The sequence below is a fragment of the Cupriavidus gilardii genome (assembly GCF_013347325.1).
Taxonomy (GTDB): domain Bacteria; phylum Pseudomonadota; class Gammaproteobacteria; order Burkholderiales; family Burkholderiaceae; genus Cupriavidus; species Cupriavidus gilardii.
Window position 1 is genome coordinate 1,314,417 of record NZ_CP054624.1, and the last position, 24,136, is coordinate 1,338,552.

Sequence of the window (24,136 nt, forward strand, 5' to 3'; positions counted from 1 at the left end):
ATCGATGGCGACGGTGTCGCGCGCCCTCTCTTCGCCCGGCCTGGTGAGAAAAGACACGCTGGCACGCGTGCGCCACGCCGTCGAAGCGCTCGGCTATGTGCCGGATGCCTCTGCACGGACGTTGGCGTCGGGGCGCTCACGCACCGTCGCCGCGGTGGTGCCGACATTGGACAATGCCATCTTTTCGCACTCGATCCAGGGCCTGCAGAGCGTGCTGGCGGCAAGCGGCTATCAGCTGCTGCTGGGCTCGCACAACTACGACGTGGACACCGAAATCGACGTGGTGCGCGCACTGGCCGAGCGTGCTGTCGACGCGATGGTGCTGGTTGGAGCGGATCATGCTCCTGAAACGCTGTCGGTGCTGAAGCAGTCGGGGATCCGGACCATCCTGACCTGGTCGCTGTCGAGCCACTATCCCTGCATCGGCTTCGACAACGTCGAGATCGGCGCGCTGGCCGCCAGGCATCTGTACGACCTTGGCCACCGTGACTTCGGCATGATCTCCGGGATCGCCCAACACAACGATCGGGCGCGACTGCGTACGGAGGGATTCCTCGGCACGCTGCGTGCATTGCGCATCAAACCGGCCGCCGGCGCGCTGTGCGAGCAGCCTTACAGCTTCGCCGGGGGCCGCTCAGGTCTGCGCCACATTCTGCAGGCGTCGCCGAGCCGGCCGACCGCCATCTTTTGCGGCAACGACGTGCTGGCGCTCGGCTGCCTGTTCGAGGCGACGGCATTGGGAATCAAGGTGCCCGATCAGCTTTCCATCGTCGGCTGCGACGACTTGCCGATCTCCACGGAAATCTCTCCGGCGCTGACCACCATTGCGCTCGAAAGCGCGAAGCTGGGCCGCATGGCCGCCCAGGCGCTGCTGTCGTGGCTGCAGGACGGCGTTGAGCCTGGCCGGACCGAGCTGCCCGTGACACTGGTGGAGCGTCAAACCACGGCGGCGCCGGCAACGCCCCGTTGATCACGGCCTGGCGAACGTCGCGCTCCAGCGCCCTCCCCCCTCGACCGTGCCCTGCATGGTCTTGCCGCTGATCTCGCCGGTATAGCGCTGCTGACCGGCGACAAACGAGATCTTCGTACCGTCGATGCGCCCCTCGCTGATCGGCGTCGTGGCGCCTTCCTCGCGCAGCATCCCTTCGATCATCTGGTACTTCTGCGTCAGCACCAGCTGCTTTTCTCCCATGCGCCAGCTGCCTTGCACCTTGGCCGGAATCACCCACTTGTAGGCGGTGCAGTGGCCCGCGCAGCCCTGCGTGACCTGCGCGGTCTCGTCCGGCTCCCAGTCGTCCATGGTGAAGGTATTGGAGACGACGCGCGTGCCCGGCTTCATGTTCAGCAGGGTCGGACGCAGCCGCAGGTTCAGGTCCGGCAACAGGAACAGCGTCACCACGGTGGCGTTGGAGAAATCCGACTTGAAGATGTCGCCCTGGTCGAAGCGCGCGCGGTTGCCGACGCCTTCGGCCTGCGCGGTCCGGCGCGACAGCGCCACCATGTCCGGATTGAACTCGATGCCGCGCGCCGTGGCGCCGCGTTTGGCCGCGGTGATCACCAGCCGGCCATCGCCCGATCCGAGGTCGACCAGATGATCCCTGGGCGTCAGCTCGGCCATGTCCAGCATGCGGTCGACCAGTGCCTGCGAGGTCGGCACCCACACCACGTCCTTGCCCGATTGGCCGACGGATGGCTTGTAGACCGAGGTCGCCTCGGACGCCGTCTCCGTCTGCGCCAAACCGGAGCCGCTCAATGCCAGGGCACCCGCGGCAAACAGCGCGGCAGCGACGAAGGACTTGTGCAACATCGTCATCGACGTTCTCCTGTTCGAATGGTCACATGGGGTCCGGTGAAGCATCCTGCTGTTCCGCGGCATCGACCTCCTTGCGCTTGAACAGCAGGATCGGCGCGCCGGCGGCGAGCATCGCGAGCCCGATCAGCGCCGCGGCGCCGGTATAGGCCACGCTGGCATAGAGCATGTACAGGCAGGTCAGGCAGAAGATGATCGGCGTGACCGGATACAGCGGCACGCGGTACGGCAACGCGCGCTCGGGATGGCGCCAGCGCAGCACGAACAGCGAGCAGCCGACCAGCAGCAGGAAGCCCCAGAACACCGGCGCGGTGTAGTCGACCATCGCCTTGAAGCCGTCGCGCGTGATGGCCCCCACCGCGATCAGCGCCAGCGCGATGATCCCCTGTGCGATCTGGCCATTGGCGGGCGTCTTGCCGCGGCCGTCCCAGATGCCCACCCACTGCATCACCGTCATGTCGCGCGCCATCGCGTAGAACACGCGCGAGCCTGTGAAGATCGTGGCGTTCAGCGTCGAGATCGCGGCGACCACGATGGCCGCGGTGACCACGCGCTCGCCGATCGGCCCGGCCACCACGCGCATCATGTCGGCGGCGACCGCATCGGATTGGCGCAATCCGTCAAGCCCGAGGACCGACAGCAAGGCCAGATTGGCCAGCGTGTACAGCACCACCAGAATGACGGTGCCGCCGGCCAGCACTTTGGCGATATTGCGCGGCGCGTCCTTCAGTTCGCCGGTCAGATAGGCCGCCTCGTTCCAGCCGCCATAGGTCAGCAGCACGAAGATCATCGCCATGCCGATCGCCGCGGTTTCAGGCGGCATCGACGGCGCGGCGCGTTCGGCGGTCTCGGGCGACCCGAACATGCCGAACAGGATGATCGCGCCGATCGCGCCGATCTCGAGGAACGTCACCACCACCTGCAGGTTCTTGCCCTCGATGGTGCCGATCACGTTCACCGCGGTCAACACGATCACCGCCAGCGCGGCATAGATGGCCGGACCCAACGGACCGGCCGGCACCAGCTGGGCCACGTAGTCGCCCAGCATGAAAGCGACCGCCGCGATCGCACCGGTCTGGATCACCGTGCAGCGCGCCCATCCGAACATCATCGCGGTGGAGCGGCCGTAGGCGCGCGACAGGAAGTGGTATTCGCCGCCGGCATTGGGATGGGCCGCCGACAGCTCCGCGTAGCACAACGCGCCGATGAAGGTGATGATGCCGCCGACGATCCAGACCAGCACGAACATCGCCTCCGACTCGACGCTGCCCGCGACGATCGACGGCGTGCGGAAGATCCCGACCCCGAGCACCAGGCCCACCATGATCGTGATGGCATCGAAGACCGACAGGATGCCTTGCGGTCTGGGTTGGTTCGGATCGGTCATCCCGGTCATCCCTTGCCTCGGACGGATGGAGCGAAATGGGCTTGCCAACTGAGCTCGCCAGATGAGCCTGCATTCCGCGCTCGCATCGCTGCCGTGGAAGGCAGCGGACTTGTCTGCCTGTCCACAATACGAAACATCCGGATGGGTGACTAGGGGTGCGGCGACCTCCTCCGAGGGTCGGTCACGCGACGTGACGGGAGGGACGCTCCAATGGCGCCGAAAATGACATCGGTGTCATTCAACGTTGGCCGAACGCCGCACCCGCGAACAGGTCCTTGAACTCGCGCGGCTGCGAACGCCAGTACTGCTTCGGCGCCCGGACCTGGGCGCCGAGCCTGGCGGCGGCGTGCCATGGCCAGCGCGGGTCATACAGCATCGCCCGCGCCAGCGACACCGCGTCAGCTTCGCCGTTGGCGATGATGCTCTCGGCCTGCTCCGGCTCGGTGATCAGGCCGACCGCGATGGTCGCCAGCCCAACCTCGGCCTTGACCCGCTGCGCGTACGGAACCTGATAGCCCGGGCCCAGCTTGATCGCCTGCTGCGGCGACACGCCGCCCGTGGTCACATGGATCGCCGCGCAACCGCGCCGCGCGAGCTCCTTCGAGATCGCCACCGTGCCGTCGATATCCCAGCCGTTCGGCACCCAGTCGGTCGCCGAGATGCGCGCCCACACCGGGCGGTTGGCCGGAAAGACGGCGCGCACCGCGTCGAACACCTCCAGCGGAAAGCGCATCCGGTTCTCGAGGCTGCCGCCGTACTCGTCGTCGCGATGATTGGCGATCGGCGACAGGAACTGGTGCAGCAGATAGCCGTGCGCGGCATGGATCTCGATCGCATCGATGCCAAGGCGCGCGGCACGCTTCGCGGTCTCGACGAAATCGCGCTTGACCCGCTCGAGGCCGGCGCGGTCGAGCGCCATCGGCGCGACTTCGCTCGGCGCATGGGGTACGGCCGACGGCGCCTCGGTCTGCCAGCCCTCGGGCTCGTCCGGCCGGATCTGCGCACCGCCATCCCACGGCGCGCGGCTCGACGCCTTGCGGCCCGCATGGGCGATCTGCATCGCGACCTTGATCGGCGAATGGGCGCGCACGGCGTTCAGCACGCGGGCCAGCGCGGCTTCGTTGTCGTCCGAGTACAGGCCGAGATCGTAGGGTGTGATGCGTCCCTGCGGCGACACCGCGGTCGCTTCGAGAATCAGCATGCCGGCGCCGGACAGCGCGAGGTGGCCCAGATGGATCAGGTGCCAGTCGGTGGCATTGCCCTGCTCCGCCGAGTACTGGCACATCGGCGCAATCAGGATGCGGTTGTCGAGCTGCAGATCGCCGATCTGCAGCGGGGTAAACAGTGCGGACATCGAGAACCTCTTCTGTGTTCTGGTGGATACCGGCTCGCCGTGGGAGGCCATGCGGGCCAGACGAGCCAGGCAGGCATTGTGCGGCAACTGGGCGATCGCTGCAGGCGGCGGGGAACGGCGCGCATGGATGCATGTTGGTGCGAGACCCATCGATCGTGGTGCGGCGCCTCCCGCCGATGGTGCCCGCGCGTGGTGTCGGCGCGATTCAGGCGAGGCGATACGCGAAATCGCCGCGGTGACCCCGAAAATCCGATGGCATATCACTTGCTTTGGCAGTGCCGACGTCTCTTCCCCACTCAGGAGCCATGCCAGTGAACCGCTTCGCCTGTGCTTTCGCATCGATGTCGACCGCCGCTTCCCACGCCACCGCCGCATCGGCAACCGGCGCCCGTCAACGGCTTGGCAGCATCGGCGCGGCGCTCGCGCTGTCGCTGCTGGCCTTGCCGGGGTCGGCGATGGCCGAAAAGGTCCTGCGCATCGGCATGACCGCGGCCGACATTCCTCGTACGCTGGGCCAGCCGGACCAGGGCTTCGAGGGCAACCGCTTCAGCGGCATTCCGATGTACGACGGCCTGACGCAATGGGACCTGTCCAAGAGCGACGGCCCCAGCCTGCTGGTCCCCGGGCTTGCCACCGAATGGAAGGTGGACGCCAAGGACAAGACCAGATGGGTCTTCAAGCTGCGCCCCAACGTCAAGTTCCATGACGGCACGCCCTTCAACGCCGATGCGGTGGTGTGGAACGTCGGCAAGGTGCTGGACAAGTCCGCGAAGCAGTTCGACCCCAGCCAGGTCGGCGTGACCGCGTCGCGGATGCCGACGCTGCGCTCGGCGCGCAAGATCGACGACATGACCGTGGAGCTGACCACTTCCGAGCCGGACTCCTTCCTGCCGTACAACCTGACCAACCTGTTCATGGCGTCCCCCACGCAATGGGAGAAGAAGTTCGCCGCGGTGCCGGCCTCGGTCAGCGACCCGATCGAGCGTTCCAAGCAGGCGTGGGTGGCCTTCGCCGCCGATGCGGCGGGCACCGGCCCCTTCAAGATGAGCCGCTTCGTGCCGCGCGAGCGTCTCGAGGTGGTGAAGAACGCCCAGTACTGGGACGCGAAGCGCGTGCCGAAGATCGACAAGGTCGTGATGATCCCGATGCCGGAGGCCAATGCGCGCACCGCGGCGCTGCTGTCCGGCCAGGTCGACTGGATCGAGGCGCCGGCACCGGACGCCATCGCGCAGATCAAGAGCCGCGGCTTCCAGGTCTACTCGAACACGCAGCCGCATATGTGGCCGTGGCAGCTGTCGTTCGCGCCGGGCTCGCCGTGGCTGGACAAGCGCGTGCGGCAGGCGGCCAATCTGTGCGTGAACCGCTCGGGCCTGAAGACGCTGCTCGGCGGCTATATGGCCGAGGCCAAGGGCATCGTCGAGCCGGGCAACCCGTGGTGGGGCAATCCGAAGTTCGACATCAAGTACGACCCCGCCGGCGCCCGCAAGCTGATGCAGGAGGCAGGCTATTCGGCGGCCAGGCCGGTCAAGGTCAAGGTGCAGGTCTCCGCGTCCGGCTCCGGGCAGATGCAGCCGCTGCCGATGAACGAATACGTACAGCAGAACCTGAAGGAGTGCTTCATCGACGTCGATTTCGACGTAGTCGAATGGAACACGCTGTTTACCAACTGGCGTATCGGCGCAAAAGACGCCAGTGCCCACGGTGCCAATGCGATCAACGTCAGCTTCGCGGCGATGGACCCGTTCTTCGCGATGGTGCGCTTCGTCAGCAGCAAGACCCAGCCGCCGGTCTCGAACAACTGGGGCTACTTCAGCAATCCGGAGTTCGACAAGCTGATCGAGACCGCCCGCACCTCGTTCGACGACAAGGGCCGGGACGCCGCGCTGGCGAAGCTGCATGCCCGCATCGTCGAGGAGGCGCCGTTCGTGCTGATCGCGCATGACGTCGGCCCGCGCGCGATCTCGAAGAAGGTCAAGGGCGTGGTGCAGCCGCAAAGCTGGTTCATCGACATCGCCACCATGTCGATGGACTGAGCGGAACCCGACCGACTTTCCGGCCACGACCATGTCCTACCTGCTTCGCCGCGCGCTGTATGCGCTGCCCATCCTGCTGGGCGTCGCGCTGCTGTGCTTCTCGCTGGTGCATATCGCGCCGGGCGATCCGCTGGTGTCGGTGCTGCCGCCCGACGCCTCCGAGGAGATGCGCCGGCAGCTCGCCGCGCTGTACGGCTTCGACAAGCCCTTCATCGAGCAATTCGTGCACTGGCTGACGCGTGCGCTGCACGGTGACCTTGGCACGTCGATCGCCACCAGCCGCCCGGTGATGCAGGAGGTGGCCGCCGCCGTCGTCAATTCGGTGCGGCTGGCGGCGGTGGCCACACTGATCGGCTTTACCTTCGGCTGCCTGTTCGGCTTCGTCGCCGGCTACCTGCGCGATTCCGCGATCGACCGCACGGCCTCGTTCCTGTCCGTGTTCGGCGTCAGCGTGCCGCATTACTGGCTCGGCATGGTGCTGGCCATCGTGTTTTCGGTGATGCTGGGCTGGTTGCCGGCGACCGGCGCGGGCCCAGGCGGCTCAGGCGATTGGAGCTGGGACTGGGAGCACCTCCAGTACATGCTGCTGCCGGCGATCACGATGTCGGTGATTCCGATGGGCATCGTCGCGCGGACCATCCGCGCGCTGGTGGCCGAGATCCTGTCGAACGAGTTCATTGTCGGACTGAAGGCGCGCGGCCTGTCCGACCTGGCGGTGTTCCGTCATGTGGTCAAGAACGTCGCCCCGACCGCGCTGTCCGTGATGGGCCTGCAATTGGGCTATCTGCTCGGCGGCTCGATCCTGATCGAGACGGTGTTCGCGTGGCCCGGCACCGGCTTCCTGCTGAACTCGGCGATCTTCCAGCGCGATTTCCCGCTGCTGCAGGGAACCATCCTCGTGCTGGCCGTGTTCTTCGTGCTGCTGAACCTGATGGTCGACGCGCTGCAGACGCTGTTCGATCCGCGCATCCAGCGCAACTAGCCCCGGAAAAAAGCCATGGAAATGACGCTGGACAATACCGGCCGGCCGGCCACGGCGGAGCGCTCCCCCGGCTACTGGACCACGGTCGGCCGCCGCCTGCTGCGCAACAGGCTCGCGATCGCCGCGGCCCTGATCCTGCTCGCGCTGATCCTCGTCGCGCTGTTCGCGCCGCTGCTGATGCCGGCCGATCCCTATGCGTCGTCGATTCTGAAGCGCCTGAAACCGATCGGCACCGAAGGCTATCCGCTCGGCACCGACGAGCTGGGCCGCGACATGCTGTCGCGGCTGATCCTGGGCGCGCGGCTGTCGCTGTTCATGGGCATCACGCCGGTGCTGATCGCGTTCGTGCTGGGAAGCGCGCTGGGCATCGTGGCCGGCTATGCCGGCGGCTGGGTCAATACCGCGATCATGCGGGTGGTCGACATCTTCTACGCCTTTCCTTCGGTGCTGCTGGCCATCGCGCTGTCCGGCACGCTGGGCGCCGGCGTCGGCAATGCGCTGCTGTCGTTGACCATCGTCTTCGTGCCGCAGATTGCGCGCGTGGCCGAGAGCGTCACCACGCAAGTACGCAACCGGGAATTTGTCGATGCCGCGCGGGCGTCGGGTGCCTCCGCGCTGACCATCGTGCGCGCGCACGTGCTGAACAACGTGCTGGGACCGATCTTCGTCTATGCGACCGGCCTGATCTCGGTGTCGATGATCCTGGCTTCCGGGCTGTCGTTCCTGGGTCTGGGCGTCAAGCCGCCGGAGCCCGAATGGGGCCTGATGCTGAACACGCTGCGCACCGCGATCTATACCCAGCCATGGGTGGCCGCGTTGCCCGGGGCGATGATCTTCGTGACGTCGATCTCGTTCAACCTGCTCGCCGACGGCATCCGCTCGGCGATGGAAATCAAGGACTGAGCCGATGCCCCTGTCCACACCGAACGTCGATCTTGGCGGCCCGGCCCAGCCGCTGGTGATTGCCCGCGATCTGGTCAAGCATTTTCCGTTGAAGGGCGGCATTCCTGGACGCCGCGCCGGCGCCGTGCGTGCGGTCGATGGCGTCAGCTTCGACGTGCTCAAGGGCGAGACGCTCGGCGTGGTCGGCGAATCCGGCTGCGGCAAGTCGACCACGGCACGGCTGCTGATGCAGCTGACCGCGCAGGACAGCGGCGAGCTGATCTTCGACGCGGAAGGCGTCGGCTCGGCGCAATTGCCGCTCAAGCGCTACCGAAGCCAGGTGCAGATGGTGTTTCAGGACAGCTATTCGTCGCTGAACCCGCGGCTGACCATCGAGGAATCGATCGCCTTCACCGCGCGCGTGCACGGCATTCCGGCGCGCGAGGCCATCGAGCGGGCCCGCCACCTGCTCGGCCGCGTCGGGCTCGAACCGTTGCGCTTCGGCGGCCGCTATCCGCACGAGCTGTCCGGCGGCCAGCGCCAGCGCGTCAATATCGCCCGTGCGCTGGTGCTGCGGCCGCGCCTGGTCATCCTCGACGAGGCCGTGTCGGCGCTCGACAAGTCGGTCGAGGCCCAGGTACTGAACCTGCTGCTGGACCTGAAGGCCGAATTCGACCTGACCTACGTCTTCATCAGCCACGACCTGAACGTGATTCGCTATCTGTGCGATCGCGTGATGGTGATGTACCTCGGCAAGGTCGTCGAGATTGGCGATACCGAGGCGATCTACGCCAACCCGGCCCATCCCTACACGCGTGCCCTGCTCGCGTCGATGCCGTCGATGGACCCGGACCGCCGCACGCTGACGCCGCCGCTCGCCGGCGATCCGCCCAATCCGATCGATCCGCCACCGGGCTGCAGTTTCCATCCGCGCTGCGGCCTGGCCGAGGCCGTCTGTGCGCGGCGCGCGCCCGTGCTGTCCGCGACGATCGCCGGCCATCAGGTGTCCTGCCTGATGGCGGAACCGGACAGCGGCCATTCACGGGCAACGGCGCGGCGAGCCGAGGCCGCCGTTGCCGATGCCTGTTGAGGAGACCAGCATGAATGCCCCCGTCATCGCATCGGCACCAGGCGCATCGGCACCGACCGCCACGCCTTCGTCCGACCCGCCGATGGTCTCCGTGCGCGACCTGCATGTCGCCTTCGACGCCGGCGGCAAGACCATCCGCGCGGTCAACGGCGTCTCGCTGCGGGTGGCTCCCGGCGAAGCGGTCGCGCTGATCGGCGAGTCGGGCTCGGGCAAGAGCGTCACGCTGCGCGCGCTGATGCGGCTGCATCCGCCCCGCCGCACGACGATGACCGGCGACATCGTGATCGACGGCACCGACGTGATGCGGCTCGATGCCAAAGGCCTGGCCAGCATCCGCGGCGGCACCGTCGCCATGGTGTTCCAGGAGCCGTTGCTCGCGCTCGACCCGGTCTACACCATTGGCGAGCAGATCGTCGAGTGCATCCGCGCCCATGCTCGCGTCTCGGCCGGGGAAGCCCGCAAGCGGGCCCTGCAGGCGCTGGAGGCGGTTCGCATCCCGAGCCCCGAGCGCCGCCTGGCCGCCTATCCGCACGAGCTGTCGGGAGGGATGCGCCAGCGCGCGATGATCGCGCTGGCGTTGTCGGCCAGGCCGAAGGTGCTGCTGGCCGACGAGCCCACCACCGCCCTCGACGCCACCGTGCAGATCCAGGTGCTGATCCTGCTGCGCGAACTGCAACGCGCGCTGGGCCTGTCGATCGTATTTGTGACCCACGATATCGGCGCCGCGGTCGAGATCGCCGATCGTGTCGCGGTGATGTACGGCGGCCGCATCGTCGAGGAAGGGCCGATCCGGACGCTGCTGCGCGACGCGCGTCATCCGTACACCATCGCGCTGTTGCAAGGCCGCCAGCACGGCATGGCGCGCGGCGAGCGGCTGGCGACCATCCCCGGATCGCCGCCCGACCTTGCCGCTTTGCCCGCTGGCTGCAGCTTTGCGCCACGGTGCGCCCATGCGCGGCCCGAATGCTTGCGGCAGGTGCCGCAGCCCGTCTCGGTCGGCGACGGTCACCGCGTCAGCTGCGTGCTCGCCGCTGCCACCGAACCTGCATTGGCCGTGGCCTGACCCCACCGGACCGGTTCCGACCATCGCGCATCGCCCGGCCCTCCGGTCGGGCCAAACCCTGCGGAGACCCCATGAGCCTCGCATCGCACCCTTCCCGTTCGTTCATGCCCTACCCAGAAGCCGACGTGCCGCACGCGCTCGACGGGCCCTTGCGGGGGCTGCGCTTCGCCGCCAAGGACCTGTTCGACGTGGCGGGCTACCCCACCGGCGGCGGCAACCCGCATGTGCTGGCGATGTCCGGCATCAAGCCGTCCACGGCGCCCGCGGTGCAATGCCTGCTGGACGCGGGGGCGGCCTTCGTCGGCAAGACCCATACCGACGAGCTGGCCTTCTCGATGAACGGCAAGAACGCACACTATGGCGCGCCGGTCAACGGCGCGGCACCGGAGCGCATCACCGGCGGCTCCTCCTCCGGTTCCGCGTCGGCGGTCTCGAACGGTCTGTGCGACTTTGCGCTGGGCACCGACACTGGCGGCTCGGTACGTGCCCCCGCCAGCCATTGCGGCCTGTTCGGGATCCGGCCGACGCATGGCCGCATCTCGCTGGCGGGATGCCTGCCGCTGTGCGACAGCCTCGATACCTGCGGCTTCTTCGCGCGCGATATCGGCACGTTTGCGCGGGTCGCCGGTGTGCTGCTGGGCCCGGATGCCAACACCTTGCCAGCTTCGGTCCGCCTGCTGCTGGCGGACGATCTGTTCGCGCTGGCCGAGCCCGCTGCGCGCGATGCGCTGCTCCCGGTGGCGGCTCGCATCCAGCACGCACTGGGCAACGGCGATGCCGTCGCGGCCGCGGACCGTCCGATCGACGACCTGTACTGGGCCTTCCGTTATGTGCAAGGCCGGGAAGCCTGGCACAGCGATGGCGACATGATCGAGCGCTACGGGCTGCGGCTGGGTGCCGACGTGGCGGCGCGATTCGCGTTCTCGAAGAGCGTCACCGCTGGCCAGTGCGACGAGGCCATGCAGGTGCGCCGGGCGTTCACCGCCCACCTCGCCGCATTGCTTGGCGACGACGGCGTGCTGCTGTTGCCGACGATGCCCGATATCGCGCCGCTGCAGGACGCGCCGCTCGACACGCTCGAGGACTATCGCAACCGCGCCGTGCAGATGCTGTGCCTCGCCGGCCTCAGCGGCTTTCCGCAGATCAGCCTGCCGCTGTGTCGCCGCGATGGTGCCCCGCTGGGCCTTTCCCTGCTGGGGCCCGCCGGCAGCGACCGCAGTCTGATCGCATTGGCCGAGCGCGTGGTGGCCGCCTTGGGCTGAGCCCTGGAATACCTCCGTCGTTCCCGCGAAAGCAGGGACGACGGGGTGGCAGCGGCCGCCTGTGGTTCTGCCAATCGCTTATCGGGTCAGCTTATCGGTCAGCTTATCGGGTCACATCCAGCACCCATCCCGGCTCGATGTGGTCCGGGTTCTCCGCGAGGTTGTACTGCGGATTCAGGTTGATCAGCTCGCGCAGCGCGTAGGCGGCAACCTGCTGGTCCGTGGTCATTGCCTCGGCCTCGGCGTCCTCCTTCTGCCCATCGGACAACAGCGTATCGAGGTTCGTCGCCGCGATGCCCCACAGCGTCGAAGTCTCGACGCCGGCATGGTAGGGTTGCACGGTCACGCGTCCGTTGCGCGGACGCGGCCGCTCGGGCTCCGGCTGTTGCGCAGGCGGTTCGGTGGTCGGCGGCTTCGGCTCCTCGGACGGTTTTTCCGAGCGCGGCGGTGGCGTCGGAGCCGGCTGCGTCGGCGACGGCTCCTGCGTCGGCGGCGCCGATGGCGTCGAGGACGGCAATGGCGGCTTGACGGGCTGGTCTTCCTCGTCGCTGCCCAGGGTCTCCAGCAGGATCTTCATGCCGAAGTTGACGATCACGCCGCCGCCCAGCAGTACCAGTCCATACGGCATCGCCCGGCCGAAAAACTCCCATTTGCGCGGCAGCAGCGATTGGTCCGGCTTCAGCTGGATATTGCCGCCCTTGTCCGCTGCCAGCTTGTTGAACTCCCCGTTGGCGACGCCGCGCTCGACGCGCGACTGCAGGAAGGCACCGACACCGAAGGTGGCGAGGCTCGCCGCACCGAGGCCGCCGGCCACGCCGCCGTACGTCATCACGTCCGTTACCGCCAGCGGAATCGCGCCGGCGGCATACATGCTCATCACGAACTTGCGCGTATGGGCCGCGGGCAGCGCGGGCAGCTTGACCTTGGCGTGGTAGCCGATGCGGTTGGCGATGTTGAAGCTCGCCAGCACGCCGTTGGCCGCCAGGAACGCCGTGTTGCTGTACGTCGCGACATTGCCCAGGTCCACGCCGTGATGCATGAACCAGGTCACCGTCGTCGCGTTGTTGATCGCCAGCGTGCCGATCTGCAGGCCGTCATTGATGCGGCCGGCGACGGTATCCGGCGTCAGCAGCGCCGTGCCGGCTTGCTTCAGCGCCTGCACGGCGGCTGCAACCTCCTCCGCCGAGGGCTTGTTGGTCTCCGCGCCGACATGCCGCTCGAGGACCTGGATATGCGCATCGAATACCTTGCGGTTGTTCTCGCTGATCCCCCAGATCGCGGCACGATCGCTGGCCAGGGCCTTGCGCAGCCAGGCGACATCGGCAGGCGTCTGCCGCTCGGTGCGGCGGATCACCCGGTTGGCGAAGGCCGTGCGGCCGGCGGCGACGCCGCCGCGATAGATGAAGCAGGAGCCGGCGACCACCACCGACGCCGCGGTGCCAGGCATCGGCATGAATGGCATGGCCGCAGCCCCGGTGGCGAAGGCCCCGCCGACCGATGCCGCCACGGTGGCGCGCAGCTTCCACGGGCGCGGTGCCGGCGTGGGTGACGACGATGCCGGCTGCGGGTTGGCCGGCGTCGGCTTGTTCGACTCGCCCGGTTCAGGCGCTGCCGCGCCCTCGGCCTCCGGCTCGCCGCCATGCCGGAACGTGGCCGAGCGCACCGTGCCCTGCGGATCGGTCGCGACGCGGGCCACATTGGCCTGCGCGGCCTCGCGCATCTTCGCCAGCACCGTCACCACGGCCTGCCCATGCGCGGCCAGGCCGCCGCCGGGCTCGACCGACATCACGTCGGCGATCTTGACGCTGCCATCGGCGAAGAATGCAAACTCGACGTCCTGCAGCAGCAGGCCGCGCCCGTCCGCACCGTTCTCGATACCGTGCTCGATCGCATCGAGATCGCGCAGCGTCCGCGCGTTCATCCGCGCCGCGTAGTGCGGCAGCAGATTGCCGTTGCCGTCGAGCAGGTCCGCACTGCCGGCCAGATAGCGTTCATAGACGATGGCCGGATGGCCGAGCACCGTGTCCCCGTCGCCGCCATGGATGCGCAGCGTCGGCATGCCCAGCGCCTCGACCTGCGCCATCGCCTCGCGCTCGGCGCCCATCGGGAAGGCGGCGATCATGCTGTCGTTGCCGAGCCCCACCGCATGGCTGTTGCCCAGCGCAAACACCGTCTTGACGGCGCCCGAGCCCAGCCGCGGGCCCAGATAGTGGGCCAGGTCGACTGGCGTCTGCCGGCCATCGTCGTGGACCAGGCGCACCGCGTCGACGCCGTCGACCGCGAAACTGCGGTTGGCATGGCGATACGGTTGCGGTTGCAGCGTTTGCCATGCCACGCCTTGCTGATCGAGCTTCAGTACCGGCTTGGGCGGGCCGCCTGCGTTGTTGGCGGCGGCCCGCGTGGCGGCGGCATCCAGCGTATCGAGCTTGAAATCCGCCGCCGGCAGCATCACGTCGACGCCCATCACGTCCGCCACCTGCTGCGCGAAGGCGCGCCGCGCATGCTGGCTGCCACCGTCGAGCGCCAGCACGACCGCGCCGTCCTTCTTGCCTGCGTCGGCCAGTTCCAGCGCGAGCCGATGTGCGCCGACCGCTTCGCCGTTCTCGTCGAGCAGGCCGCGCTCGCGATCGAAGCGCCCCAGCACGACGTTGTAGTCGCCCGGCACCATCACCTTCAGCCGCGAGGCGCCGAACGTCGCATCGGCATGGCGCGGCGACGCGGTACGCCACGCGGCGGGATCGGCGGCGTGGATGTCATTGCCGTCGCGGGCGGCGTTGACCGGCCTCGGCGCATCGCCGCGCGGCATCGTCAATGCGCTGTCTGGCAGCGCCCGTCCGCCTTCGCTGACGCCGACGATCGGCAGCGCCGGCATGGCGCCGTAGAAGCGTCCGCCCTGGCTGTGCACCGGCGCATCGGACTGCGCCATCGCTTCGGGGCTCGCATCGACGCGCATCGCGCCGCCGAAGACGGTATCGCCGCCGTCATGCCAGCCGCGGATCTCCCACCTGCCGTCCGGCGCGTAGACACGGGCGTCCAGCGCGGTGGCCAGTTGCTGCGCCAGCGGCAGCGGACCGTCCATGCCGAAGCAGTCGTAGATCAGCACCGGCATGCCTTCGCGATAGTCAGGGTGCGCGCGGATCCGGTCGGCCAGCGCGGCCGCGTCGTAGTCGGGGCGGCCGCTGCCGTCCATGTCCATGCGCACGCCCTGGTAGGCGCCCTCGGCCCGCACCGTGAAGTAGCCGGGCACCTGCGGCACCGAGATCGGCATCGCGCGGTTGTCGAAGGTCACGTAGCCCGCCTCGGCGGCCAGATCGAGATGCGCCCTCCCCCGCGGGAAATGCCCCAGTTGCTGCAGCACATCGATCCGCTCGCCCGCCTCGTTGCGTACCAGCGGCAGGCCTTCGACGAAGCCTTCCGGCAGCGCCACGCGGATATCGCCTTCGTAGCCGCGGTTCAGCGCAATCTCGCCCGGTACCGTGCTGCCGTCGCGCCGCGACAGCGGCACGGTACCGATCGCATCGTCGGCGGCCGGCACGCGGCCGGGCTGGTACTGCGCCGCCGGCACGACCTGCAGCCGGACCTTGACGCCGACCGCGGCCTGCCGGTCGAGCTGCGCGGCGGCCTGCAGCGGCGAATCGAAGGCGCCGATCACCTTGGGCCTGGCATTGGCCGCATCGGCGTCGCGCACCGCCACGTACTTGACGCCGGCCAGACGGCCGCCGGTCGCATGCACGCTGTCGATCATCGTGGCGACCGCGTCGATGCCCGGCACGCCATCGCGCAGCGACCAGCTGCGATCGACGATCGCGGGCACATGCCGGGCCTGGAGGTTGCCGGGCCCGCCCTCGTCGGCGCCATGGAAGGGACGCCGCAGCCCGTGCGCGAACAGGTCTTCCAGCACCGAGCGCGGCTGCCGGCGCGGCATCGCGGTGCCGATCAGTGCGGGGACCGGCGCGCCGGGGCCGGTGGTCGCCTCGGCGCCGGCCCAGTGCCGCAGCAACCGGTAGACCGCCGCATGGACCTCCGGAGAGAAGCCATCGACCGTGGGGACCCGCTGCCGCGACACACCGTCGACCGCACCGGCGTGGACCGACGCCTCGATGGCCGACAGGATCTGGTTCTCGGTCGGCATCAGGTGGGCCTTGCCCAGCTGACGCAGCAACGCGGCGCCGATCGCATAGGCGCCCCAGTTGGACACGCTGGCGGTCACCAGGATGTCGGTCCGGACCGTCGAGGCAATCGGCGTGCCGTCCGGCGCCAGCGGGACGAACGCCGCCACGTTACCCATGCCGGCCTCGTTGCCGCCATCGCCGACCGAGGAGGTGCCGATGCCCATCTCCTGCGCCGCCTTCAGGAACGCATCGATACCCGGGGTGAAATCGTCGAGGTTGACCCCGCGCATATTGTGCTTGGTGCCGGCAGCCGTGCGGCCGGGCAGTTCGATCGACGACACGTGATCGGGCCGCAGTTCCTCCAGCATCGCGCGGACCACCGGCGAGCTGCTGTCCGCATGCTCGTCGAACACGTGGACGGAATCGAGCGGCTGCCCCATGTCGGCCAGCGCCGCTTCGAGGATCGGCTGGTTGGCCGAATCGACGATATAGCTGACGCGCTTGCCGGCGGCGCGCAGCATCGCGCCCAGCGCCACGGTTCCGGGCGGTCCGTCGGTCTCGGGCAAGCCCTCGGCCACCGAGAAGCCGGTCAGCAGCAGCACGTGTTCGGCATCGGCCATCGCCGCGGCGGCGTGCACCGCCCCCTTTGGAATCGCCAGCCGGTCGATATTGCGGCCGGTATAGCCGGTCACCATCGCGTCGATCGCGGCCGGCATCCGGTTGGCATCGAGAATGCCGCGAATCTGGCCCGGATCGGTGCTCGCGCTGAACTCCGGCACGCCGAACGCACGCGCGCGAGGATCCTCGGTCATGCCTTGAGCGAGCCGCACGACCTCGCTGGCGCGGCCCGTGGTCACCGCCAGCAGCGGCAGCATGTCCTGGGCACTGACCTCCTCGAACGGAATCGGCTCGGGCAGCAAATCGTCCTGCTTCAGCACGCCGCGCTCGATCAGCCGGTCGACCAGCGCCTTGGCCTGGTACTGCATCGGGTCGATCAGCTTGACGTGGCCGAGGCCGCTGGCATCGAGCTGCTGGCGGATCAGCCTGGCCAGCGCCGGATAGTGCGTGCAGCACAGCCACAGCGACTCGGTCTCGGGCGGAATCCGCTCGGCGTTGATGTACTTGGCGACCAGCTTCTGGATCGCCACCAGTTCCGGCCCTTGCTTGGCCTGGTGCTGCAGCGCGTTGACCGCGGCGGCCCACTCGTTGGCGCCGATCTCCAGCACGTTCTGCCCGGTGCGCAGCGCGTCCACCGCATCGCGATAGGCATGGCTGTTGACGGTGCCCGGCGTGGCGACCAGCGCAAAATTGCGGCCGCCGTCCTCGGCCATCGCGCGGGCGGTGGTGTGGATCAGGTTGATGAAATCGCGCTCGCTCAGCCCGGCCCAGCCTTCCGGATAGGTGATGCACGCCGTGTTGCAGCCGAGCGCGTTGGCATCGGCCTGTTGCTGGTGCATCGCGTGCAAACCGTCGTTGACGCGGCGGATCAGGTCGTCGCGCTCGCGCCCGCCGTAGGTGCCCGCGGCGTGATCGCCGTACGCGACCAGCTGCACGCGCTTGCCGGTCATCGAGAAGATATGCCGGGCGATGTTCATCGCGGCCAGGATGCCGCCGTTGCTGGAGTCGAATACGGTGACCTCGATGATGTCGTCGATCACCTTGATGCCGAACTGCTCCGGGTCCACGCCCTTCGGCACGAAGCGGCGTTGCATGCCGTCCAGCATCTGCGCCAGGTCAAGTCCATCCGGCAACTGCCTGGCCTGCGCCTGCAGCAGCTCGTACAGCCCCAGGAAGCTGCGCTTGTCGAGGCCGCGCATGCTGGTCGCGCCGCGCTCCAGCGTGACGCTGTCATACGCGTGCAGCGCGGCCATGCGGTCGATCATCGCAGCGACGCGATCGGTCGTCGGCATCGCGTGGTCGCTGCCGGACGCGCGCTGCAGCGCAAAGCCGACCGCCTGCGCCGCCAGGTTGGTGTTCATGCCGACCACCGGATGGCTCGCGCCGACCGCCGACCACTGGTCGATATCGGCGGGCTCGACATGCAGCGACGTCATCGCGCGCTCGAGCGCCGAGCGCATGCCCGCGGTATGGCTGTCGGCGCCGATCGCCACGGTGACCAGATCCTTGGCATTGGCCTCGACCAGCAGCTGGTCGACCCGCGGCGCACCGTCGAGGCGTTCGCCGTTGGCCAGCCGGTATTCGCCGGCGCGGTTGCGGCCGGCCACCTCGACCGCGACCACGGCCTGGGTCCGATACTTTGCCAGCAGCGCCTGCGCCTGCTGGGCGGCCCCGGTCGAATCGGTGGCGGTGAAGGTCTCGATGCGGGCATCGGCCAGGCCAAGTTCGCCCTGCAGCAGATCGGCCAGCAGCGCCTCGTGCGCGGGGTCGGTGACGAAGATCACCTCCTTGCCCAGCGCGCTCAGATAGGCGCCGAGCGTCGCCGCGCCCAGCGGTCCATGCGTGTCGGCGCCGCCGTGCAGCGTCGCCGGCGACGTTGCGATCAGCACCGTATCGACATCTTGCAGCGCCCGCGCCGCCAGCTCGGCGCCATAGGGCACCGACAGCGACATCGGGCGCCCGTCCATGCCGGCCACGCGGTCCAGCGGCGAAATCGCGTTCTGCAGCACGATCGACGGCTCGGCGCGCGCGGCCTCGAGCACGGCGGCACGGCCGCCGCCGCCATGTGCGAACACCGCGCTGCGGACATTGGGTCGGGCATCGCCGCGCGCGTCCGCGCGCGCCTCGGCGCGGCGGCGGCTGCGACCGCTGGTGTTGGTGCGGCTTGCCGCCGGTGGCGCCTCGCCGTGCCGGCTGCGTTCGCCGGCCTCGCGCATGTACCTGGTGACGGCCTGCTGCATCGCCCGGTCCATCATCCGATTGACCACGCCGTCCTGCAGCCGGACGCCCTGCGCCACCGCCGCGTCGAAGGTCAGCCGGCTGGCCAGCTTGACCGATTGCCAGGTGCCGAGCTTCTGCGGGGTGAAACTGCGCGAGCCGCTGCCGTCGGTGGCGTTGGCCGGCGTGCGCGGGGCCGGGTTCGCATCGGCCGGCGGCTCGGCCGCGACGCGCGGCGGCACGCCGCTCTCGGCCTCGCCGGCGCGCCCCGGCACGGCCGCCGGCCGGCCCGTGGTGCCGTGCTGCTGGCCCGTCTCGTCCCCGCCCGCACGAAGCGGGCCCGCCGTCTCGCCAGGGTGGCGTCCCTGCGTTGCGCCGTCCTGGTTCGGACGCACGCGCCACGGCAGCTCGGCATCGCGGCCGTTGACCGCGGTGTCGCCCCCCTGCACCGCCTGCTGCAGGGCCTGCGCCTGTGCCGCGGCCTCGGCGGCCGGATGGCGTCCGGTGATGCGCCGCGTGGCGTTATGCACCGCCTGCGCACTGCGGATCTGGATGCCCGCGGGCATCATCTGCGTCATGCCCATCAGCAGCATCGCGCCGTTCTGCAGCTTCTCGGTCATCGTCATGTCGCCGCCGTGCTGCGCGAAGGTGATGGCCTGCTGCCCGGTCATGATCGCACCGGAGCCGAACGCGGCGCCATTGAACACGCGGCTGCCGATCGCCATGCGGTTGGCGTTGCCGGCCAGGGTCCTGGCCGCCATCTGCGAGAACGTCGACGCGTTGCCGCCCAGCGTGCCGCCGGCCCGCATCGCCAGCGCCGCGCCCTTGCCCAGTCCCAGCCCCGCCATGCCGGCCACCGAGCCGAAGCCATTGGCCCACAGCGAAAAGGCGCGGGCGTTGTCCAGCGGATTGAGCGAGCGGCCATGCGTGGCCATGTCGTTCGCATCGACCGCGGTCACCGCCAGGCCATAGCCCATCGAACCGAGCATGCCGCCCCAGGCCACCGCCACCAGCGGCGTCAGCGTGCCGCCGGAGGCGACCATCACGCCGAGCCCGCCGATCGCGCCGACCGCGGCCACACCGATATCGAGCCAGGCGCGGAATTTCTCGCCGCCGGTGACGATGTGGGCGTCGATGTCGTCGAACTCGGCATGGCCGTCCGCGCCGAGGTTCAGGTCCCTCGCCAGGTAGACGGTGCCCTTGTCGTGCAGCTCGTTGTTTTCCTGGAAGTCGCGTTCGGCGGACTGATCGCCCTTGCCGTAGACCGCGCCCTGGTCGTCGACCCACAGGGTCCTGCCGTCCTTGACGAACTCGAACACCGCGCTCTGGTAAGGCGACATGCCGGGCCCGGTCACATACATCGGAATGACCTTGATGGTGGCGCCTTCCGGTGCGTCCTCGGCCAGCTGTTCCTTGATCAGCTTCGGATCCGCGTTGGGCGCGGCCAGCGCGATGGCATTGTCGAGCGCCTTGTCGTCGCCGGCCTTGACGGTCAACTCGTCCTTGCGCAGCGCCAGCGAATCGAAGGTGCCCTGCAGGATCTCGTCCTTGTCCAGTTCGAAGCGCCGCTGGTCTTCCTTGGCCTTGTCGGTGCCGCTGTATTCCTCGTAGCCTCGATCCATCGCGCGGGTCAGGTCGTAGTCGGCCATCGCCGGCGCGCGGTCGTGGTCCTTCAGTTCCCTGGCAAAGGCGAGCGACAGGCCGGTGTGTCCCTTCGCCGCGGCGTCCTGCGCGCCGCCATAGATCCGTCCCTGCGTGCCGCCGACCTGGTTCTGCATCACCATAGTGAAGACGTCGTTGTCCTCGTTGGCCAGCCAGCTGGCGGTCGAGGTCGCGGCCGGACCGGTGCCCGGTTCCGCGCCGGGATTGCGTCCGTAGTAGCCGGCGTCGGCGGCGTCGACCACCGCGGCCAGGCCATGGTAGAAGTCGTTCCAGTCGTTGTAGGTGCCGCCGGCCGGCGCGACATTGCGGCCGGTCCAGTCGTTGCTGTATTCGCTCTTGACGGTGTCGAGCAGCGTGGTGGCATCCTCCTCGGTCAGGTAAGGCGCGACCTGCTGCATGTACTGGCCGACCCGGTCGGCGTACATCGTCTCCTGGCCAATGATCGGCTTGTAGTCGTCGTCGTGCGTCTTGCCTTCGAGGTCCTTGCGCATCGACGCCTCGATCTGCGCGCGGAAGGCCTCGCTGCCGAAGCGGTTGCCCTCCACGGCGAGATAGCGCTCGCGCTCCTGCTCTGTCTGCGCGGCATTGGCCGCGCCCTGGCGCAGCTTCAGCGCGCCGACGAAGTCGCCGGCATCGAGCTTCTGCTTGAGGTTTTCCTGCAGATAGCCTTCGCGTATCGGCACCGCGCCCTTCATCAGCGACAGCATGCGCTGCATGCCCGCTGCCGCCGCGGCGCTCTCTTCCTTGCTGATGCCCTCGCCGCCCTGCGCACGCCGCTGCGTCTCGGTAAACGCGTACATCACCAGGCCGGAGTCCTTCACACCGGCCTCGAACGCCTTCCGGGTCGGATCGTTCGGCGGCGCATTGTCGGCCGGCACAAGGTAGTCCGCCCCCAGCGACTTGTACATGACATAGGCCGCCGGGTTGAACTCCATCAGGTCCCGCTCGTGCTGCGACAGGTCGCGCGGCGTCGCCGAGTTCGGATCCATCGTGGCTTTCGGATCCAGCGTCAGTCCCTGCACCTGCGCCATCGCCAGCGTGGTCGGATCGGTCTTCGCCAGCTCGCGCTCGAAGTCGGTCTCCGGGGTCAGGTTCTCCAGCTCGCCGGCAATCCGCCCCTGCATGTCGGCGGCATCGATGACCGCGCGCATGCCCTGGTCGTTGCCATAGCGGCCCTGCAGTTGCTCGATGGCCTGCTGGCGGTAGCTGTCGGGCACCTTGACGCCATCGCCCGCCTTCAGCGCGTCGAGCTGCGCCTGCGCGTCGTCGACGCGGTTCTGCGCCTCGGTCAGGTCGTAGCCGCGATCCGTCATCGACTGCGAGCGGTCGTGCGGCTGGTTGCGGACATTGGCCAGCTCGGTGTCGGCGTCCTTCTTGTAAAGCTGCGCCGCCAGCGTATCGATCTCGACGCGCATCGTGCCGAGGTAGGTCTCCTCGGCCTTGTCGCGCGTCTGCTGCGCCTCGTAGACGGTCGCGCGCGCGTCGCTGACCGCCTTGCCACTCTCGGGATCGCCACGGCGGATGCCCATCGGGATCTCGGACAGCGCCTTCTCCTCGCGCTGCAACGTGGCTTCGGCCTGATCGAGCCGGTCCTCGGCGAGCCCCAGTTCGAAGCGCGCCCCCTGCGTGTCGCGGGCCTGCTGCGTCGGCTCGGCCTTCAGGAAGCCGTCCTTGATCATGTCGAGGTTCTGGTCGAGCACCGGATCGTTGTAGCGCTCGCGGATCTCCTTCGCCTTGGCGTCAACCGCCGCGGCGATCGCCTTGTCGTCGCCGCCGGTCGCCGCGGCCTGGTTGGCGGCCACGCGCAGCTCGTTCTGCGCGCCGGCCATCACCATGCCGTATTTCTGCTCGATCGGCTTCCAGTCGGCATCGGTCATCGTGCCGGCATTGCGCTTGGTCTCGCTGTCGTCGTAGGCGCCCTTGGCGTCCTTGTGCCAGCGATCGGTGTGCCCCTTCGCCTCGTCCTGCTCCTCGTCGCGCGCCTGCTGCGCGGGATCGGTGGCCGGCTTGTCGCCGCCTGGACCCTTGACCTGGACCACGCCGCCAGGATTCGTTTGCGGGGTGTAGAGCGCCGGCGTGACCACGGGCTGACTGTTCGCCGCGCGGTCGGGCTGCTGTTTCTGCTCGGCCTGCTGCGCCTGATTGGCCTGGTTCGCCTGCTGGGCCTGATTTGCCTGTTGCGCCTGCTGGGCCTGGTTGTTCTGTTCGTTGCGCCGGGCGGTTTCGGCTTCCTGCGCCTCGCGCTGCCGCTCGGCCTCGCGTGCCTGCGCGCGCCTGGCTTCCTCGGCCGCCGCGCGCGCGGCCGCTTCGGCGGCGGCACGGGCCGCGGCGAGAATGGCTTCGCGGGCTTGCATCAGGTCCTTGAAATCCAGCATGACGCTCTTCTCCTGAGGAACGGGGGCGATGCGAACGGCGTTAAGAACGGCGACAAGAACGGCGGGAAGGCAGCCGCGCAGACCGCGGTCGACCACGGTGCCGGCGCCCGCGAGGCGCTACGCCTGGGCGGATTGCCGCCAGCGTGACAGGCCATTGTCTGCCCGGTGTGGCGCGATACCAACTAAGGAGAATCGTAGGCTGGCGCTGCAGCGGGCCACCCGCAGGGCATGGAACTACGCGAATACGTAGTCGAAGGCCGCCTGACGTTGCGGCCAGGGGCGATGACGGCCGTCGCCGTCATCGCCCCGTCATCGAAATCATCTACAGCCGGTTGTTGTCGAGGTCGGTGACCAGCATGCAGCCCGGTGCATGCGTGATGCAGATCTCGGGGCGGGCCTCGCGGATCACGGCCTGGGGCGTCACGCCGCAGGCCCAGAACACCGGGATCTCGTCCTCGTCCACCGGCACCGCGTCGCCGTAGTCCGGCGCCTCGATATCCTCGATGCCGATCAGCCGTGGATCGCCGATATGCACCGGTGCGCCGTGGACGTCCGGATAGCGCGCCGTGATCTCGGTGGCCAGGATCGCATCGGCGGCCTTCAGCGGACGCATCGACACCACCAGCTTGCCGGACAGGCGTCCGGCGGGCCGCGTCTCGATCGAGGTACGGAACATCGCGACGTTGCGGCCCAGATTGATATGCTTGAGCGGAACGTTGGCGGCGATCAGCGCATGCTCGAACGAGAACGAGCAGCCGATCGCGAACGCCACGAAATCGTCGCGCCACAGCGCGGCGATGTCGGTGGTCTCCTGATAGTCGGTACCGTTGCGGTAGACGCGGTACAGCGGCACATCGGTGCGGATATCGACGTCGACGCCGAGATTGCGGAAGACCGGATCGCCCGGTTCGGTGACGTCGATCAGCGGACAGGCCTTGCGGTTCAGCGCGCAGAACTGCAGGAAGTCATAGGCCCAGTCGCGCGACAGGATCACGATATTGGCCTGGACATAGCCTCTGGCGAGCCCGCTGGTATGGCCGCGATAACGGCCGGAGCGGATCAGCGCGCGCAGCGCGGCGGGGTCTTCTGGCAACAGTCCGTTGGCTTGCTGGAGGGGCAGGTTCATGGTCGTCGGCGTGGAGTCGTGCACGCGAGCGCAACGTGCGCTGTCGCGAGGTGTGCAACGATTCTGGACGCCGCGCCGACGCACTGTCCAACAAAACTTTTGGATGCAGCGCGATAAGGCTTTTCGATGACGAAGGCAAGCGATGCTTGCCTTCGGGAATGGA

General features: G+C 68.6%; 12 protein-coding genes. 7 read left to right on the plus strand and 5 right to left on the minus strand.

Translation table 11 applies throughout. The features are described from left to right. Positions 1-4: 4 nt before the first annotated feature. On the plus strand, positions 5-970 hold the full coding sequence (locus tag FOB47_RS06085; protein ID WP_244959169.1) for a LacI family DNA-binding transcriptional regulator: 966 nt from the start codon (positions 5-7) through the stop codon (positions 968-970). On the opposite strand, the gene FOB47_RS06090 is transcribed toward FOB47_RS06085, so the two are convergent. The 3 genes from FOB47_RS06090 to FOB47_RS06100 all read right to left on the minus strand — a co-directional run bounded on the left by FOB47_RS06090 (position 971) and on the right by FOB47_RS06100 (position 4,551). Then, positions 971-1,813, minus strand: coding sequence for a class I SAM-dependent methyltransferase (locus FOB47_RS06090; RefSeq protein WP_174780293.1), 843 nt, complete (start codon positions 1,811-1,813; stop codon positions 971-973). A gap of 22 nt (positions 1,814-1,835) precedes the next feature. Beyond that, positions 1,836-3,197 carry an APC family permease gene (locus tag FOB47_RS06095; protein ID WP_174780294.1) on the minus strand — a complete coding sequence of 454 codons (1,362 nt, stop codon included), beginning with the start codon at positions 3,195-3,197 and terminating at the stop codon, positions 1,836-1,838. 238 nt (positions 3,198-3,435) lie between these two features. After that, positions 3,436-4,551, minus strand: coding sequence for an NADH:flavin oxidoreductase/NADH oxidase (locus FOB47_RS06100; protein WP_174780295.1), 1,116 nt, complete (start codon positions 4,549-4,551; stop codon positions 3,436-3,438). 455 nt (positions 4,552-5,006) lie between these two features. Between FOB47_RS06100 and FOB47_RS06105 the strand changes: the two genes are divergently transcribed. The 6 genes from FOB47_RS06105 (at position 5,007) to FOB47_RS06130 (ending at position 11,863) form a co-directional block, all read left to right on the plus strand. Next, the gene (locus tag FOB47_RS06105; protein WP_244959309.1) at positions 5,007-6,584 is read left to right on the plus strand and encodes an ABC transporter substrate-binding protein; all 1,578 of its coding nucleotides are present in this window, start codon (positions 5,007-5,009) and stop codon (positions 6,582-6,584) included. 31 nt (positions 6,585-6,615) lie between these two features. Beyond that, complete coding sequence (locus tag FOB47_RS06110; RefSeq protein WP_151022538.1) at positions 6,616-7,566, plus strand: ABC transporter permease; 951 nt, start codon at positions 6,616-6,618, stop codon at positions 7,564-7,566. Between the two features lie 15 nt (positions 7,567-7,581). Next, positions 7,582-8,469 (plus strand): ABC transporter permease, encoded by an 888-nt coding sequence (locus FOB47_RS06115; RefSeq protein ID WP_174780296.1) that lies wholly within the window; start codon positions 7,582-7,584, stop codon positions 8,467-8,469. A 4-nt stretch (positions 8,470-8,473) separates the two neighbouring features. Then, positions 8,474-9,538 (plus strand): ABC transporter ATP-binding protein, encoded by a 1,065-nt coding sequence (locus tag FOB47_RS06120; RefSeq protein WP_174780297.1) that lies wholly within the window; start codon positions 8,474-8,476, stop codon positions 9,536-9,538. 10 nt (positions 9,539-9,548) lie between these two features. Beyond that, a complete protein-coding gene (locus FOB47_RS06125; protein WP_390884865.1) occupies positions 9,549-10,601 on the plus strand; it encodes an ABC transporter ATP-binding protein in 1,053 nt (350 codons plus the stop codon). Positions 10,602-10,672: 71 nt separating this feature from the next. Beyond that, a complete protein-coding gene (locus FOB47_RS06130) occupies positions 10,673-11,863 on the plus strand; it encodes an amidase (RefSeq protein WP_174780298.1) in 1,191 nt (396 codons plus the stop codon). A gap of 103 nt (positions 11,864-11,966) precedes the next feature. On the opposite strand, the gene FOB47_RS06135 is transcribed toward FOB47_RS06130, so the two are convergent. Then, complete coding sequence (locus FOB47_RS06135; RefSeq protein WP_174780299.1) at positions 11,967-22,847, minus strand: LWXIA domain-containing protein; 10,881 nt, start codon at positions 22,845-22,847, stop codon at positions 11,967-11,969. 322 nt (positions 22,848-23,169) lie between these two features. Beyond that, positions 23,170-23,973: a putative hydro-lyase gene (locus tag FOB47_RS06140; protein WP_053824607.1), complete on the minus strand. Its 804-nt coding sequence runs from the start codon at positions 23,971-23,973 to the stop codon at positions 23,170-23,172. Between the last annotated feature and the right edge of the window lie 163 nt (positions 23,974-24,136).